The sequence below is a fragment of the Microbacterium sp. Beta genome, assembly GCF_005502545.1.
In the GTDB taxonomy this organism is placed as follows: domain Bacteria; phylum Actinomycetota; class Actinomycetes; order Actinomycetales; family Microbacteriaceae; genus Microbacterium; species Microbacterium oxydans.
Genome location: NZ_SCOG01000002.1, coordinates 84,067 through 99,911, shown reverse-complemented (window position 1 = coordinate 99,911; position 15,845 = coordinate 84,067). Strand labels below are relative to the sequence as shown.

Below are 15,845 nucleotides of genomic sequence, written 5' to 3'. Positions count from 1 at the left end.
TGAGAGGGCGTCCCGACGAGCCGTGGCCCGTCGGGACGCGACCCGATTACGACAGTACCAGCAGGCCGTTCGTCTGCTGACGGGCGACCTCGAGGCGCTGGGCGACGTTCTCCCAGTTGGCGATGTTCCACGCGGCCTTGACGTAGTCGGCCTTCACGTTGAGGTAGTCGAGGTAGAAGGCGTGCTCCCACATGTCGAGCTGGAACAGCGGGATGGTGCCCTGCGCCGTGTTCGACTGCTGGTCGAAGAGCTGCTGGATGATGAGGCGCGAGCCGATCGAGTCCCAGCTGAGCACCGCCCAGCCGGAGCCCTGGATTCCGGTGGCCGCGGCGGTGAAGTGCGCCTGGAACTTCTCGAACGAGCCGAAGTACTCATCGATCGCGGCCTTCAGCTCGCCCTCGGGCTGACCTCCGCCGTTCGGCGACAGGTTGGTCCAGAAGATCGAGTGGTTGACGTGACCGCCGAGGTTGAAGGCGAGGTCCTTCTCGAGCTTGTTCACGTTCGCGAGGTTGCCGCTCTCGCGAGCCTCGGCGAGCTGCTCGAGAGCGGTGTTCGCGCCGGCGACGTAGGTCGCGTGGTGCTTGTCATGGTGCAGCTCCATGATCTTGCCGCTGATGTGCGGCTCGAGGGCTGCGAAGTCGTGGGGAAGGTCGGGGAGCGTGTAGGTCGCCATATCGCTTTCATCCAATCCGCGCCGCGCCGCGGCGCTTGCCGATCCTCCGCGCCGCCGATGTGCGGCGTAGAGCGGACGTGATTCATCCTACTGACGACAACGCGCCCACGGCCCCGATCCTTCCGCCGTATGACGAAGACCCGCCGTCCGGATGCCGGACGACGGGCCTTGGTCGAGGATGCGGATCAGACGTCGAGTCCGACGGGGACGGCGGCTTCCGTTCCGGGAATGCCCTCCTGCTGCGCGCGCTTGTCCGCCATCGCCAGCAGGCGACGGATGCGACCGGCGACGGCGTCCTTCGTCAGTGGCGGGTCGGCATGGTGTCCCAGCTCGTCGAGGCTGGCATCACGGTGCGCGAGACGGAGCTCGCCCGCCACCTTCAGATGATCGGGGACCTCGTCGGCCAGGATCTCGAGGGCACGCTCGACACGCGCGCACGCGGCAACGGCGGCCTGTGCGGAACGGCGCAGGTTCGCGTCGTCGAAGTTCACCAGACGGTTGACGCCGGCCCTGACCTCGCGGCGCTGGCGGAGCTCCTCCCAGGCGATCGCGGTCTTCTGCGCTCCCATCTCGTTCAGGATGGTGCGGATGGCCTCGCCTTCGCGCACGACCACGCGCGGCATACCGCGCACCTCACGGGCCTTCGCGGCCACCCCGAGTCGATGCGCGGCGCCGACGAGAGCCATGGCCGCCTCCGAGGACGGGCAGACGACCTCGAGCATGGCGGAGCGTCCTGGCTCGCTCAGGCTGCCGGCCGCGAGGAACGCGCCGCGCCACAAGCCGGCGACCTCGGCCCGGGAACCGGTGGTGAGCCGGTTGGGAAGCCCACGGACGGGCCGTCGACGCTGATCGAGCAGACCCGTCTGACGGGCCAGGGTCTCCCCCTGCGCGATCACGCGCACAGCCCAGCGTGCACCGTCGTTCGCGGTGCTCGACTGCACCTGGGCGATCTCCGGGCGCACGCCGTAGATCTCGGCGAGGTCGCGGGCGACGCGTCGTGCGAGAGTCTCGGCATCCACCTCGGCCTCCACGGCCACACGGCCGGCGATCGAATGCAGACCACCGGCGAACCGGAGGATGGCGGTCACTTCAGCGACTCGCACCGTCGGGGGTGCGTTGCGGATGCTGACCAGCTCGGCCTTGACGTCGGTGGTTAGTGCCACGACACTCCTTCACGTTCACGCGCCGGATCGCGACGCAAACGTCCAGCTTACTCGGCCGGACGGCCCGCTACTCTCGGCCCAGGTCCCGGTGACGGACGTTCACGGCCACTCCGGGGATCGCAGCGAGGCGGCGCGCCAGCTCTTCCGACATCGCCACGGAACGGTGCTTCCCGCCGGTGCAGCCGATAGCGATCGTCGAGTGGCTCTTGTTCTCGCGCTGGTATCCCTCGAGCACGGGCACCAGCGCCTTCGAATAGGAGTCCAGGAACTCCATCGCGCCTTCGCGGGAGAGGACGTACTCGCGCACGGGCTCGTCCTGTCCCGTCTGACCGCGCAGCTCCTCGTTCCAGAACGGGTTCGGCAGGAATCGCATGTCTGCCACGATGTCGACGTCGGTCGGAAGCCCGTACTTGAATCCGAAGCTCAGCAACGTGACCCGATGCCGCGCCTCGCCCTCCGCCGAGAAGATGTCGGAGACGTGCGTTGCGAGCTGGTGGATGTTGAGCATCGAGGTGTCGATCACCAGGTCCGCGCCTTCGCGGATCGGGGCGAGGCGCTCACGCTCGGTGCGGATGCCGTCGAGCAGAGTCCCCTCCCCCTGCAATGGATGCGGTCTGCGCACGGACTCGAATCGACGCACCAGCACGTCGTCCGACGCGTCGAGGAACAGCACGCGGACGGAGCCACGGGAACGCAGCGCACGCGCCACACCGGGGAAGTCGTCGAAGAGGTTGCGTCCACGGACGTCCACGACGGCGGCGACCTTGGGCAGCGCCGTGCCACCCATGTCGGTCAGATCGAGCAGAGGACGCAGGATCTGCGGGGGCAGATTGTCGACCACGTACCAGCCGAGGTCCTCGAGTGCGTTCGCCACCGTCGTCCGACCCGCGCCGGACATTCCCGTGACGATGAGGAACTCGCCCTTTTCCCCGTCAGACATCGCTCAGTGCTCCCTCTCCCCCTCGACCTCCAGCCTAGCGAGTGGAGAGGTGCGTGTGGATGTTCTGGGCGAGCACGGGACCGATCCCCTGGACCTCTTCGATCTGCCCCGGTTCTGCCGCGCGAAGAGCGGTGACCGAACCGAAGTGCTTGAGCAGCACCTTGATGCGCGCGGCACCCAGCCCGGGAACCTCGGCGAGGACGGAGCCGATGTCGTTCCGCCGCTTCTTGCGCTGATGCGTGATCGCGAACCGGTGTGCCTCGTCGCGAAGCCGCTGCAACAGATAGAGGGCTTCGCTCGTGCGCGGGAGGATCACCGGGAAGTCCTCGCCGGGAAGCCAGACTTCTTCGAGTCGCTTCGCTATGCCGCACACCGCGATCTCGGTGTGTCCCGCATCACGGAGCGCCCTGGCTGCTGCTTCGACCTGAGGCTGTCCGCCGTCGACCAGAAGCAGCTGCGGTGGATACGCGAAGCGGGGCTTCCGACGTGCTGTCGCCTCGCCGACATCTTCCCCGACGACCTCGTCTGTCGTCGGGTCGATGGCCTCCGGCTCTTCGGGTCGGTCGAGGTAGGCCAAGCGACGACGAAGCACCTGATACATCGAGTCGGTGTCATCCGTGGTCTCGGCGATGTTGAACGAGCGGTACTGGTCCTTGCGGGGAAGGCCGTCCTCGAACACCACCATCGAGGCGACGACATTCGTACCGCCGAGGTGCGAGATGTCGAAGCACTCGATCCGCAGCGGCGCTTCGTCCATCCCGAGCGCCTCCTGCAGGTCAGTGAGAGCCTGCGTGCGGGCGACGTAGTCGGTCGTGCGCCGTGTTTTGTGACGGATCAACGCCTGCTGTGCGTTCAAGGTCGCCGTGCGCATGAGATCTGCGCGTTGGCCGCGTTGCGCCACCGCGATCTCGACCTTCTTGCCGCGGCGTTCACGCAGCCACAGCTCGAGCTCCGCGGCGTCGTCGGGCAGCGTGGGCACCAGGATACGCCGCGGCACGTCCTGCGCTTCGCCGTAGGCCTGCTGGAGAACCTGCTCGACGAGTTCGCCGCTGGAGATGTCGATCTCCTTCTCGATCGTCAGAGCACGCACACCACGGACCCTGCCGCCGCGGATGACGAAGTGCTGCACCGCCGCCGCCAACTCGTCCTCGGCGATGCCGAACAGGTCGGCGTCCTCATCACTGGGGAGCACGAGTGCACTCTTGCCCAGCACAGCTTCGATGGCCGAGAGCTTGTCCCGATACTTGGCTGCGGCCTCGTAGTCCATCGCCGCCGACGCGGCCAGCATCCGCTTCGTGAGCTCGCGCGTGAAGCGCTCATCACCACCGGCCATGAAGGCGACGAAATCGTCGACCATGGCACGGTGCTCCTCGATGCTCACCGTCATCGAGCACGGACCACCGCACTTGCCGATCTGGCCGGGGAAGCACGGCCTGCCCGTCTGCATGGCGCGACGGTAGCTGGAGTCACTGCAGGTGCGGATCGGGAACGCCTTGATCATCAGGTCGATCGTCTCGTGCACGGCCCACACCTTCGGGAAAGGGCCGAAGTAGCGAGCGCCGGGGATCTTCCGGTTGCGCGTGACGATCACACGCGGTGCTTCGTCTGCGAGCGTGACAGCCATGAAGGGATAGGACTTGTCGTCCTTGTACCGCACGTTGAAGGGCGGATCGAACTCCTTGATCCACATGTACTCGAGCTGGAGCGAGTCGACATCGGTCGGGACCACCGTCCACTCGACGGACGACGCCGTCGTGACCATGCGTCGGGTCCGCTCGTGCAGGGTCCGCAGCGGCGCGAAGTAGTTCGACAGCCGCTGCCGGAGGTTCTTCGCCTTCCCCACGTAGAGCACGCGACCGGCCGAGTCGCGGAACCGGTACACGCCGGGGTCGGTGGGTATCTCTCCGGCCCGCGGCTTGTACGGCAACACGTCGGCCATCAGCTGGCCTTCCGCGCGGAGCGCCCCTCACCCAGGATCTCGGCGAGGAAGAGACCGGTGTGGCTCTCCTCGACGCGCGCGATCTGCTCCGGGGTACCCGTGGCGACGATCTGCCCGCCGCCCGAACCGCCCTCAGGGCCGAGATCGATCACCCAGTCCGCGGACTTGATCACGTCGAGGTTGTGCTCGATCACGATGACCGTGTTGCCCTTGTCGACCAGTCCGTTGAGCACTTCGAGGAGCTTGCGGACGTCTTCGAAGTGCAGACCCGTCGTCGGCTCGTCGAGCACGTAGATGCTGCGTCCGTTGCTGCGTCGCTGGAGCTCGGTCGCGAGCTTGACGCGCTGCGCCTCACCACCGGACAGGGTCGTCGCCGACTGGCCGAGTCGCACGTACCCGAGCCCGACGTCGACGAGCGTCTTCATGTAGCGGTGGATCGCCTGGATCGGCTCGAAGAACTCGGCTGCCTCCTCGATCGGCATCTCGAGCACCTCGGCGATGTTCTTGTCCTTGTAGTGCACGGCGAGCGTGTCGCGGTTGTAGCGCTTGCCGTGGCAGACCTCGCAGTCGACGTAAACGTCGGGCAGGAAGTTCATCTCGATCTTGATCGTGCCGTCGCCCGAGCAGGCCTCGCACCGGCCGCCCTTGACGTTGAAGCTGAAGCGTCCGGGCTGGTAACCGCGGACCTTCGCTTCGGGCGTCTCGCTGAACAGGGTGCGGATGCGGTCGAACACTCCCGTGTACGTGGCCGGGTTCGACCTCGGGGTGCGACCGATCGGGGCCTGGTCGACGTGCACGACCTTGTCGAGGTTGTCGAGTCCGGTGACCCGCGTGTGCTTGCCGGGAACGGTTCTCGCACCGTTCAGCCGCGACGCCAGCACCTGGTACAGGATGTCGTTGACGAGAGACGACTTCCCGGAGCCGCTGACCCCGGTGACTGCGGTGAGGACGCCGAGCGGGAAGTCTGCGGTGACATTGCGGAGGTTGTTCGCCCGAGCGCCCACGACGCTCAGCATCCGCTTCTTGTCGATCTTCCTGCGCTTCTTCGGCATGGGGATCTCACGACGGCCGGACAGGTACTCCCCGGTCATGGATTCCGTGTCGGCGAGCAGGGCGGAGTACGGTCCGGAGTGGACCACCGCACCGCCGTTGACGCCCGCGCCGGGGCCGATGTCGACGACCCAGTCCGCTGCTTCGATCGTCTCTTCGTCGTGCTCCACCACGATCAGCGTGTTGCCGAGGTCGCGCAGCGTGAGCAGCGTCTCGATCAGACGGCGGTTGTCGCGCTGATGCAGACCGATCGACGGCTCGTCCAGGACATAGAGGACTCCGGTCAGTCCGGAGCCGATCTGCGTCGCGAGACGGATGCGCTGCGCCTCACCACCGGACAGCGACCCCGCCGAGCGGCTGAGGTTGAGGTAGGACAGACCCACCTGCAGCAGGAAATCGAGACGAAGGCGGATCTCACGCAGCACCTGAGCCGCGATCTTGGCTTCGCGCTCGGTGAGTGTGAGCGTCTCCATGAAGGCACGCGCGTCGGCCAGGCTCAGGTGCGAGACCTCGGCGATCGAGTGCCCGTGCACCTGCACCGCGAGGACCTCGGGCTTGAGCCTGTCGCCGTCGCACACGGGGCACGGCACCTCGCGGAGGTACTCGCCCCAGCGGTTGCGCTGGTTGTCCGATTCGGCCTGCAGGTACTGGCGCTCGATGTAGGGCACCACACCCTCGAAGCCCGAGGTGTAGCGCATCTCGCGACCGTAGCGGTTCTTCCATTTCACGGAGACCTTGTAGTTCTCGCCACGCAGCACAGCGTTCTGCACATCGGAATGCAGTTCACGCCACGGAGTGTCCAACGAGAAGTCGAGGTCGTTCGACAGTCCCTCGAGCAGCCGCTCGTAGTACTGGAACAGCCCCTTGCCCTGCGTGGTCCACGGGATGATGACGCCCTCGCGGATCGACAGGTCTTCGTCACCGAGCATCAGGTCGACGTCGACGGACATGCGCGTGCCGAGGCCGGAGCATGCGGGGCAGGCTCCGAACGGCGCGTTGAACGAGAACGTGCGCGGTTCGATCTCGGTGAGCGTGAGAGCGTGGCCGTTCGGACAGGCGAGCTTCTCGGAGAAGGTCTGCCAGGCGTCGTCGCCCTCGCCGTCGACGTAGTTGATCTGCACCACACCGCCGGCGAGTCCCAGCGCCGTCTCGACCGAGTCGGTCACGCGTCCCAGGATGTCGTCGGATGCGACCAGGCGGTCGACCACCACGGCGATGTCGTGCTTGTAGCTCTTCTTGAGCGTGGGAGGCTCGGCCAGCTGGATGAGGTCGCCGTCGACGATCGCGCGTGAGTACCCCTTCGCGCCCAGTTCCCGGAAAAGGTCGACGAACTCGCCCTTCTTCTGCGAGACGATCGGCGCGACCACCTGATACCGCGTGCGCTCGGGGAGCTCCATGAGCTGATCCGCGATCTGCTGCACCGTCTGACGCTGGATCCGCTCGCCGCACTCAGGGCAGTGCGGGATGCCGATGCGCGCCCAGAGCAGTCGCATGTAGTCGTAGATCTCGGTGATCGTGCCGACCGTGGACCGCGGGTTGCGGTTGGTCGACTTCTGGTCGATCGAGACGGCGGGGCTCAGCCCTTCGATGAAATCGACGTCGGGCCGATCCACCTGACCGAGGAACTGGCGCGCGTACGCGCTCAGCGATTCGACATAGCGGCGCTGCCCCTCGGCGAAGATCGTGTCGAACGCGAGGCTGGACTTTCCCGATCCGGACAGGCCGGTGAACACGACGAGCGAGTCGCGGGGAATGTCGATGTCGACGTTCTTGAGATTGTGGACGCGGGCACCGCGGACACTGAGTTTTCCGGGGGAGGCAACGGGGACGATGGGCACCGGACAAGTCTACGAGGGGCCACGGACATTGGCTCCGTCGTGCCGCACCGCGATGCTCTCCCCCTCCACCCGTTCGGACTCTCGGGGGTGAGCGTCCGCTCTCCGGGCGGCGTGCAGGGCCAGCAGAACTCCGACGGCGAGCGCCGCGGCGGCGAGCGGTGCGAGCGGGGTGAGGCCGTGCACGACATCCGAAGGCGCGAGCAGCCACACGCCGAACACGACGGGCTGCGCCAGCAGCTGGATGACGAGGAGACGCGCGAGACTCGACCCCAGAACGGGAAGCGCGACACGCGAGGAGATCGGGATCACCAGGCTCAACGATCCGAGCACGTGGATCGCATGCACGAGCAGCACTGCCAGAGCGGTGCGCCCCGGATCCGGGTCCGTCAGGAGAATGCCGAACACGAGGCATGCGGCTGCCAGCCAGGCGGCCAGGGAACGTGGGAGCACGACGGCGAGCGCTGCGGCGATCACGGCGACGCCCTGCCACAACGGGAAGGGGACCAGCACGAGCGCCCCTCCCCACGCGATACCCACCACCAGCAGTCGGACGACGACCCCCGGAACGGCCGCCCGCACCCGGAACGATCGGAGTCGGCGCCTCACCTCCGTACCATCCGCATCCGTTGCTGGCGAAGAGCCGCGAGCCTCATCGCGACGTCGGCATCGGAATCCGTCCATCTGACGACCTCGACGCCGGCGTGCTCGAGCTCGACGAGGATGTCGGAGCGCTCCGCCAGCAGGGTGCGCAACGCGATGCGCTGTTCACGCGTGAGTCGGCTCTCCTCCGGTGCAGGGAGGACGTCGACGGCCACCACGGCGTGGCCTGACGCCCGCCAGCGAGTGACCAGCTGAGCGGCGGCGCCGTCGAAGAACGTCGAGAGTACGAAGATGATGGAACCCGGCGGCACGACCGGCGACCGGCGATACCGGGGGTCGCCCTCACTCTGACCCGTCGCCGCGATCACGTCGCGAAGGCGGGCGAGGTGACGCGGGCCGCCGCCGGCGGGAAGGCTCCGGCCGCCGGGCGACAGTGCGTGGTACGACACGCGATCCCCGACGCCGATCGCAGCGGTCGCGATCGACAGCGCGGCTTCGCGGGCGTGGTCCAGGGAGGTGACACCCGATCGGTCGGCGTCGTCCGTTCCCCAGGATGCGACGACCGTTCCCAGGTCCTCTGCGGTGTCGATCGCGATCACCACCGATGAGTCGCTGAGGGCGACGGTGCGTCGCACGAGCAGGTCGCCGGGTCGACGGGCGGCGCGCGCGGTCGCCCGCCAGTCGACACGACGCAGCTCGTCACCGGGGGCGAACGGATGGATGTCTCGGAATTCGCCGCCCTGTCCGGGCCGAGACCCCTCGTGGGCACCGTGCAGGCCCGTGAGCCGTGGCGCGACCGGCAGCTGCCCGATGCGCTCCTGCCTCGGTGGCGCGTGCCACTCCAGCGCGACGCGGGGTGCCGGCTCCGACACCCAGGCGCCGTCGAGAGCCACTCCTCGGGCCGTCACGCCGAGGAGCTCGACAGGACCAGAGTGCTGCAGCCGGTTGCGCGATGTCAGGATGGAGCGCCCCGGCAACACGTCGGCGACCCCGGACCGCCGTTCCTCCTGGTCGACCGCGACCTGGAGCCAGCCGGTATCGAGGTCGGCGCCCACCGCCCCCACCACATCCGACGAAGGGGCGAAACCCTCCGGCCGTGCCCGCAGCTCGATCGACAGCACGCCGTCGCAGGGACGGCGCAGCAGTACCCACACCGTCGCCAGTGCGAGCGGGAGACCGATACCGACCACATCGGGCCGAGAGAACACGAGGCCGGCGGCTGCGACGATCGCCGAACCCGCGAGTCCTATCGCGATCACAGGCGTCCGACTCCAGCGCACATGCGAGCGCGCCGTGACGCGGACCGACTCTGTCACCGTACCGCAGCCACTGTCGGAGGAACCGGAGTCACGGCGACCACCGTCGCGACGACCGAACGAGGATCCACTCCCTGGGCCCAGGCCTGCGGCGTCAGCGTGAGTCGGTGAGCGAGGACGGACCCCGCGATGCGCTTGATGTCGTCCGGTCGGACGTAGTCGCGATCATCCAGGGCGGCGAGTGCTCGGCCGAGCAGGACGAGAGCCTGTGATCCCCGAGGAGAGGCGCCGACGGCGACGTGCGCCGCGTCCCGGGTGGCCCTCGTCAGCTCGACGCAGTACCTCGCGACATCGGCATCGACGTGGATCCGTTCGACCGCCGCCTGGATCGCGAGGAGCCCTGCTCCGTCGACGACGGACTCGACGGAGGCATCCGGGCTCTGCCGTCTCACGCGGTCGAGGATGATGCGGGTCTCGTCCTCCGGCACGGGGTAGCCGACCGCGAGCCGCACCATGAAGCGGTCGAGCTGCGCCTCGGGAAGCGCGTACGTTCCCTCGTACTCGATGGGATTCGACGTGGCGATCACATGGAAGGGACGCGGTAGGGCGAAGCTGTTGCCCTCGACCGTCACCTGACGCTCCGCCATCGCCTCCAGCATCGCCGACTGCGTCTTCGGCGTGGTGCGGTTCACCTCGTCGGCAAGGAGCAATCCGGTGAAGATCGGCCCCGGCCGGAACACGAACTCGCCGGTGGCCGGTGCGTAGACGTAGGAGCCCGTGACATCCCCGGGAAGCATGTCAGGGGTGCACTGCAGACGTCGGAAGTCGAGGCCGAGCGCCGAAGCCAGGCTCCGCGCGGCGAGTGTCTTGCCGAGGCCCGGGACGTCTTCGAACAGCACATGGCCGCCAGCGAGGATCGCGGCGAGGGCGATCGTGAGAGGCTCGTCCATCCCGACCACGGCTCCACGGACGCTGTCGAGCACCCGACGCCCGGTCTCGGCGATCTGCGTGGTCTCCTGGTTGGTCATCCGGGCTCCTCCATGTCGTTGGGGATTCTGTCGATCGCATCGAGCACCATCTCGATGTCGGTGCGCTGCACCTCGCGACGGTGCAGGGCGTCCCGCACCCCCTCGCCGAGGAGTGCGTCGATGCGTGCGTGCTGTGCGGGGTCGTCGAGGTCGAGACCGCGCAGGGCGAGGCGTCTTCGCAGCACCGCCTGCACGCGACGCACGACGACGTGTCCGGCGACCCCCGTGCGGGTGTTGATCGCCCATGCCATGCGGGAGACCTCAGAGCCGTGCGAACTGCGGCTCGGCGCTTCCGGAGGCCACTCGGGTCCGACCTCGATGAACTCCTGACGACAGGCGAAGACCACCGCGAGGGCGAGGATCATCCAGGCGAGCACGAACGGCTCGGGGAACCCCAGCTGTCCGAGCAGGAGGAGGACGCCCGCGGCGCCGATGACACCGACGCTCACGACGAGGACCCGTCTCTTCATCGCCACCCCTCCTGGATGCCGCGAAGACACTCGGCAGCTCGGGCACGATCGTCTTCGTCGGCATCGTGACCGCCGAAGCGGACGCGTTCGTAGAGGCCCAGCAGGGTGACGACGTCGTCGGTGATCCCGGCGCGTCTGCCGATGATGCGCACGGTGAACTCTGAGGGCGTCTCGTTGACACCGCGCCCCGCACCGGCATCCGCCGCGGATTCCTCCAGCCCCACCCACGCCGCGATGATGCTGTCGCCGGGTCGGGACCGGTCATCGACTGTCCGCAGCGCCTCCGCGATGCCGCGCCGGATCGTCGCCTCGTCCGGGTCGCCCCCGGCTGCAGACACTGCGACGACGTGTGCATCCAAGGCCGACGCCGTTCGGCGCGCGAGAGGACGGTCGCGCCAGAGGCCGACGAGGTAGCGGATCAGGAGGCGGGCGCCGAAGAACACCATCGCGAGCACGGCGGCGAGGACGAGTGCGGCGAGGACGTATCCGATGATCGCGAGCAGCGGAGAGTCCTCCGGGGGATCCATCGGAGGGGGTGCGGTCTCCGCCGGCGCCGTCGGCCCCGTGCCCTCGCCGGCCCGTGGTTCGGCATCGGCGAGCCATCCCCCGAACTGCGGAAGCCCCTGCGCCGCTGCAGCGAACATGATCGTCGTGAAGAAGCCGGCGATCGCGACGAGCGGAAGCAGCAGCATCCGTGGGCGATTCGACCTGGCAGTCTCATGCACCGGGACCGAGGGCTCGGAGCGGGACATGCCCCCACCCTAGGGGCTGCGTCTCCCCCGGACCGCCATCACCTCCGGCAGAGCCGGACGCCGACGACAGGTCAGCCGAGGTCGGGACGGCGCCCGGCGAACGGGCCCAGACCGTCGCGGAGCGCCGCGATCTCGTCGATTCCCATACCGACCGCGGCCATCACCTGGTGCGGAACCTCCACCGCGCGCTCGCGCAGCGCAGCGCCCGCCGACGTCAGAGTGATCTCGAGTCGCCGCTCGTCCTCGGTGCTTCGCTGACGCGCGACCAGCCCGTCCGCCTCGAGCCTCTTCACCAGCGGGGATGCGGTCGCGGGCTCCATGGCCAGGTCGACAGCCAGGTCGTTCAGCGTGCGAGGAGCTCGTTCCCAGAGCGCCAGCATGACGAGGTACTGCGGGTGCGTCAGGCCGAGTGGCTCGAGGATCGGTCGATACAGGGCGACGACGTTGCGTGCCGCTGTCACCAGGGCGAAGCAGAGCTGGTTCTCGAGCCGGAGCAGGTCGTCGGTGGGGGTCACAAGGGAGACTATACATCTGCACTAATAGTTAGTACACTAATCAACATGGCACAGGACTCCGACCGCCCGCCCCTCCGCACTCGCATCCGCGAAGCAGGAGGACTGTACTCCTGGGTGAACACGAACCTCATCCGGTTCGCAGGACCCGCCTCCGTCGGCCCGTACGAGAAGACGCCCCCACCCAGCGCGGCCGAGCGGGCCGAACGCGCCTGCCCTCTCTGCGGGGCTCCGATGACGCAGCACGAGATCGACCGCTCCGGGCCCAAAACGCTGGTGCACTGCCCCTAGGGCGAGCGGCCGACCGCGCCCTGGCACGCGGCCGTTGAGAGCGCGGGGATCCGTATCAGCCCTGCCCCGAGCTCTCCGCCCTCGAAACGGCGGACTCTCGAGCGACATCCAGCCAGAACATGAGCGCTGTGTCGTCTTCGATCGCCGTCTGCGAAACGTCGAGCCACCCCGAACTCATGGTGCGCGCCCCCATCACCGCGCGTGCCGCGCCTGGCTCGGTGAGCAGCGCGGCGCCGTCCTCATCCGCCACACGGACCAGCAGCACTCCCCCGGGACGCGCGCCCACCAGGATGTGCCCGTCGTCGAGGAACGCTCTCGTGCCGAACATGCGCCGCTCTTCGATCTCCGTGTCTGCTCCGAGCAACGCGCGCACACGATCCGCCAGCTCGTTTCCCGCAGCGTCCATCGTTCGTCCCCGCTTACGCGTGTCCGGCGCGCTCCATGGCGCGGAGTTCCTTCTTGAGATCCTGCACCTCGTCGCGCAGACGCCCGGCGAGCTCGAACTTGAGCTCCGCCGCAGCCGCGAGCATCTGGTCGGACAGATCCTGGATGGTGGCCTCGAGCTGCTGCGCGCCCTCGGCGGCGATCCCGGTACGACGCAGGTTGGGCGTCGGCGATTTGCCCTTGCCCGTCGCGCGGCCACGACCCGACAGCATCTCCGCCGTGTCGGCACCTTCACGGGCCAGCACCTCGGTGATGTCAGCGATGCGCTTGCGGAGCGGCTGCGGATCGATGCCGTTCTCCTTGTTGTACGCGACCTGCTTCTCCCGACGTCGGTCGGTCTCCTCGATCGCCTTCGTCATGGAGTCGGTCATCTTGTCGGCATACATGTGCACTTCACCGGACACGTTTCGTGCCGCACGGCCGATGGTCTGGATCAGAGACGTACCCGAGCGCAGGAACCCCTCCTTGTCGGCGTCGAGAATCGCCACGAGGGAGACCTCTGGAAGGTCGAGGCCCTCGCGCAGGAGGTTGATACCCACGAGAACGTCGTACACGCCAGAGCGCAGCTCACTGAGCAGCTCGACGCGGCGCAGCGTGTCGACATCGGAATGCAGGTAGCGGACACGCACACCGTGCTCGCCGAGGAAGTCGGTGAGCTCCTCGGCCATCTTCTTGGTGAGAGTCGTGACAAGCACACGCTCGTCACGCTCGACCCGCACGCGGATCTCCTCGAGCAGGTCGTCGATCTGCCCCTTCGACGGCTTCACCACGATCTCCGGGTCGACGAGGCCGGTCGGGCGGATGATCTGCTCGACGACGCCGTCGGCGATCCCCATCTCGTACTTCCCGGGAGTGGCCGAGAGGTACACCGTCTGTCCGATGCGGTTCTTGAACTCGTCCCAGCGCAGCGGACGGTTGTCCATCGCGCTCGGAAGACGGAACCCGTGGTCGACCAGCGTGCGCTTGCGGGATGCGTCGCCCTCGTACATCGCGCCGATCTGCGGCACCGTCACGTGCGACTCGTCGATCACGAGCAGGAAGTCGTCGGGGAAGAAGTCGAGCAGCGTGTGCGGAGGCTCGCCGGGCATGCGACCGTCCATGTGACGCGAGTAGTTCTCGATGCCGGAGCAGAAGCCCAGCTGCTGGAGCATCTCCAGGTCGAAGGTCGTGCGCATGCGCAGACGCTGCGCCTCGAGGAGCTTGCCCTGACGTTCGAACTCGGCGAGGCGCTCTTCCAACTCGTGCTCGATCGTGCCGATGGAGCGCTGGATGACGTCGGTACCGGCCACATAGTGCGATGCCGGGAAGATCGGCACGGCGTCGAGCTTCTCGATGACCTCGCCGGTCAGCGGATGCAGCGAGTACAGCGCCTCGATCTCGTCACCGAACAGCTCGATGCGGATGGCGTGCTCTTCGTAGACGGGGATGATCTCGATGGTGTCTCCGCGCACACGGAAGTTGCCCCGCGAGAAGTCGACATCGTTGCGGTTGTACTGCATGGCGATAAACTGACGGATGAGCGCATCGCGGTCATAGCGCTCCCCCACCTGGAGGGCGACCATGGCCCGCAGATACTCTTCCGGCGCCCCGAGTCCGTAGATGCAGGACACTGTGGAGACCACGATGACATCGCGTCGGCTCAACAGCGAGTTGGTCGTCGAATGCCGCAGTCGCTCGACTTCGGAGTTGATCGAGGAGTCCTTCTCGATGAAGGTGTCGGTCTGCGGTACGTACGCCTCCGGCTGGTAGTAGTCGTAGTACGAGACGAAGTACTCGACCGCGTTGTTGGGCATGAGCTCGCGGAACTCGTTCGCGAGCTGGGCGGCGAGGGTCTTGTTGTGCGCGAGCACGAGCGTGGGACGCTGGACCTGTTCGACCAACCAGGCCGTCGTGGCGGACTTGCCGGTACCCGTCGCGCCGAGAAGCACCACGTCTGTCTCACCGGCATTGATGCGCGCCGCCAGATCGGCGATGGCCTTCGGCTGGTCTCCGGCCGGCTCATACTCGCTGATGACCTCGAAGGGGCGGACACTGCGCGTGGGTTGCATACCTCCAGCGTATGCCGCCCCTCCGACATCGAGGCCGTCGCGCAGGATCAGCCTCGCACGGGAGTCCACACGTACGGCGTTGTCGTCGACACCTTCACCAGTCCCGACCGCTCCAGGATCGGGCGCGAGAACTCAGTGGAATCGGAGTGGAGGTAGCGGACCCCACGCGCGAGAGCCGAGCGCGCCCGCTCCGCCGTGAGAGCGCGGTAGATGCCGCGGCCTCGCCACTCCGGGAGCGTCGCACCGCCCCAGAGACCGGCGAACTCGGTGCCGGCCACCGGCTCGAGCCTCCCGGCGCTGATCACCTCGTCGTCCACGACAGCGATCCACAGCTCCGCCGAAGGGTCTTCGCGCAGGTGCACGACGAGCTCCTCCGACCTCGAACGCCAGTCGGGGTCATCGAAGACGCGGCCCTGCATCTCACCCGCCGCGAACACGTCGGCATCACTACGGCTCCGCCTGATCGTGACGTGCTCAGGAACGTCGACGTGCCGCGCGAGCGGGCGGGCCTCACCGATCATGATGGACTCCGGCTCCTCCGGCACGAAGTCGCGAGCGACAAGAGCGTCGTGCAGGCCGGGGGCACGATCGTGACCGCGGGTCTTCCACTCGACCGACCTCACCTCCCGACCCCCCGCGAAGTGGTCGGCCGCCGCGTCGACCAACAGCGCGACGTCGTCCGCATCCGCGTCGCCGAGCTCGGCATACGTGACGAAGCCGCGTCCGCCGGGGAACGTCGCCATCAGGAGCGGTCCGTGCCCCACCACGTTCGATGCCCCCGCGATCTCAGGATGTGTGCGGAGCTGACGGTCGTACGCTTCCAGGAACTGCAGCTGCATGA

The 15,845-nt window shown here is 67.7% G+C and carries 15 protein-coding genes; 1 reads left to right on the top strand and 14 read right to left on the bottom strand.

What is annotated here, in order from left to right:
- Positions 1-46 precede the first annotated feature (46 nt).
- The 11 genes from FFS56_RS03210 to FFS56_RS03160 form a co-directional block, all read right to left on the bottom strand.
- On the bottom strand, positions 47-673 hold the full coding sequence (locus tag FFS56_RS03210; RefSeq protein ID WP_137772074.1) for a superoxide dismutase: 627 nt from the start codon (positions 671-673) through the stop codon (positions 47-49).
- 185 nt (positions 674-858) lie between these two features.
- Positions 859-1,836, bottom strand: coding sequence for a DNA-binding protein WhiA (whiA, locus tag FFS56_RS03205; protein ID WP_017830285.1), 978 nt, complete (start codon positions 1,834-1,836; stop codon positions 859-861).
- A 67-nt stretch (positions 1,837-1,903) separates the two neighbouring features.
- On the bottom strand, positions 1,904-2,776 hold the full coding sequence (gene rapZ / locus FFS56_RS03200; RefSeq protein ID WP_046749271.1) for an RNase adapter RapZ: 873 nt from the start codon (positions 2,774-2,776) through the stop codon (positions 1,904-1,906).
- 34 nt (positions 2,777-2,810) lie between these two features.
- Complete coding sequence (uvrC, locus tag FFS56_RS03195) at positions 2,811-4,715, bottom strand: excinuclease ABC subunit UvrC (protein WP_113680974.1); 1,905 nt, start codon at positions 4,713-4,715, stop codon at positions 2,811-2,813.
- Entirely contained in the window at positions 4,715-7,603 is a 2,889-nt protein-coding gene (gene uvrA / locus FFS56_RS03190) for an excinuclease ABC subunit UvrA (RefSeq protein ID WP_137772075.1), read from the bottom strand. Before uvrA ends, uvrC begins: the two co-directional genes overlap by 1 nt.
- 9 nt (positions 7,604-7,612) lie before the next feature.
- The gene (locus FFS56_RS03185; protein WP_127012089.1) at positions 7,613-8,209 is read right to left on the bottom strand and encodes a hypothetical protein; all 597 of its coding nucleotides are present in this window, start codon (positions 8,207-8,209) and stop codon (positions 7,613-7,615) included.
- Complete coding sequence (locus tag FFS56_RS03180) at positions 8,206-9,519, bottom strand: DUF58 domain-containing protein (RefSeq protein WP_233437402.1); 1,314 nt, start codon at positions 9,517-9,519, stop codon at positions 8,206-8,208. The genes FFS56_RS03185 and FFS56_RS03180 overlap by 4 nt, the downstream gene beginning before the upstream one ends.
- Positions 9,516-10,487, bottom strand: coding sequence for a MoxR family ATPase (locus FFS56_RS03175; RefSeq protein WP_046749276.1), 972 nt, complete (start codon positions 10,485-10,487; stop codon positions 9,516-9,518). The genes FFS56_RS03180 and FFS56_RS03175 overlap by 4 nt, the downstream gene beginning before the upstream one ends.
- Positions 10,484-10,957, bottom strand: coding sequence for a hypothetical protein (locus tag FFS56_RS03170; RefSeq protein WP_233437401.1), 474 nt, complete (start codon positions 10,955-10,957; stop codon positions 10,484-10,486). The genes FFS56_RS03175 and FFS56_RS03170 overlap by 4 nt, the downstream gene beginning before the upstream one ends.
- A complete protein-coding gene (locus tag FFS56_RS03165; RefSeq protein ID WP_127012087.1) occupies positions 10,954-11,709 on the bottom strand; it encodes a DUF4129 domain-containing protein in 756 nt (251 codons plus the stop codon). The genes FFS56_RS03170 and FFS56_RS03165 overlap by 4 nt, the downstream gene beginning before the upstream one ends.
- Positions 11,710-11,780: 71 nt before the next feature.
- Positions 11,781-12,224, bottom strand: a complete 444-nt coding sequence (locus FFS56_RS03160) for a MarR family transcriptional regulator (protein ID WP_058632243.1) — start codon at positions 12,222-12,224, stop codon at positions 11,781-11,783.
- A 45-nt stretch (positions 12,225-12,269) separates the two neighbouring features.
- On the opposite strand from FFS56_RS03160, the gene FFS56_RS03155 reads away from it, so the two are divergent.
- On the top strand, positions 12,270-12,512 hold the full coding sequence (locus tag FFS56_RS03155; protein WP_105724504.1) for a hypothetical protein: 243 nt from the start codon (positions 12,270-12,272) through the stop codon (positions 12,510-12,512).
- A gap of 55 nt (positions 12,513-12,567) precedes the next feature.
- On the opposite strand, the gene FFS56_RS03150 is transcribed toward FFS56_RS03155, so the two are convergent.
- The 3 genes from FFS56_RS03150 to FFS56_RS03140 are packed head-to-tail and all read right to left on the bottom strand — an operon-like array spanning position 12,568 to position 15,843.
- On the bottom strand, positions 12,568-12,918 hold the full coding sequence (locus tag FFS56_RS03150; RefSeq protein ID WP_046749280.1) for a TfoX/Sxy family protein: 351 nt from the start codon (positions 12,916-12,918) through the stop codon (positions 12,568-12,570).
- Positions 12,919-12,931: 13 nt separating this feature from the next.
- Positions 12,932-15,004, bottom strand: coding sequence for an excinuclease ABC subunit UvrB (uvrB, locus tag FFS56_RS03145; protein WP_127012086.1), 2,073 nt, complete (start codon positions 15,002-15,004; stop codon positions 12,932-12,934).
- 47 nt (positions 15,005-15,051) lie between these two features.
- Positions 15,052-15,843 carry a GNAT family N-acetyltransferase gene (locus tag FFS56_RS03140; protein ID WP_046749281.1) on the bottom strand — a complete coding sequence of 264 codons (792 nt, stop codon included), beginning with the start codon at positions 15,841-15,843 and terminating at the stop codon, positions 15,052-15,054.
- Positions 15,844-15,845 lie beyond the last annotated feature (2 nt).

Coding starts and splice junctions, on each gene's coding strand:
- rapZ (WP_046749271.1), bottom strand. CDS start 2,776: ATGTCTGACGGGGAAAAGGGCGAGTTCCTCATCGTCACGGGAATGTCC.
- FFS56_RS03155 (WP_105724504.1), top strand. CDS start 12,270: ATGGCACAGGACTCCGACCGCCCGCCCCTCCGCACTCGCATCCGCGAA.
- uvrB (WP_127012086.1), bottom strand. CDS start 15,004: ATGCAACCCACGCGCAGTGTCCGCCCCTTCGAGGTCATCAGCGAGTAT.
- FFS56_RS03165 (WP_127012087.1), bottom strand. CDS start 11,709: ATGTCCCGCTCCGAGCCCTCGGTCCCGGTGCATGAGACTGCCAGGTCG.
- FFS56_RS03150 (WP_046749280.1), bottom strand. CDS start 12,918: ATGGACGCTGCGGGAAACGAGCTGGCGGATCGTGTGCGCGCGTTGCTC.
- FFS56_RS03170 (WP_233437401.1), bottom strand. CDS start 10,957: ATGAAGAGACGGGTCCTCGTCGTGAGCGTCGGTGTCATCGGCGCCGCG.
- uvrC (WP_113680974.1), bottom strand. CDS start 4,715: ATGGCCGACGTGTTGCCGTACAAGCCGCGGGCCGGAGAGATACCCACC.
- FFS56_RS03210 (WP_137772074.1), bottom strand. CDS start 673: ATGGCGACCTACACGCTCCCCGACCTTCCCCACGACTTCGCAGCCCTC.
- FFS56_RS03175 (WP_046749276.1), bottom strand. CDS start 10,487: ATGACCAACCAGGAGACCACGCAGATCGCCGAGACCGGGCGTCGGGTG.
- FFS56_RS03140 (WP_046749281.1), bottom strand. CDS start 15,843: ATGCAGCTGCAGTTCCTGGAAGCGTACGACCGTCAGCTCCGCACACAT.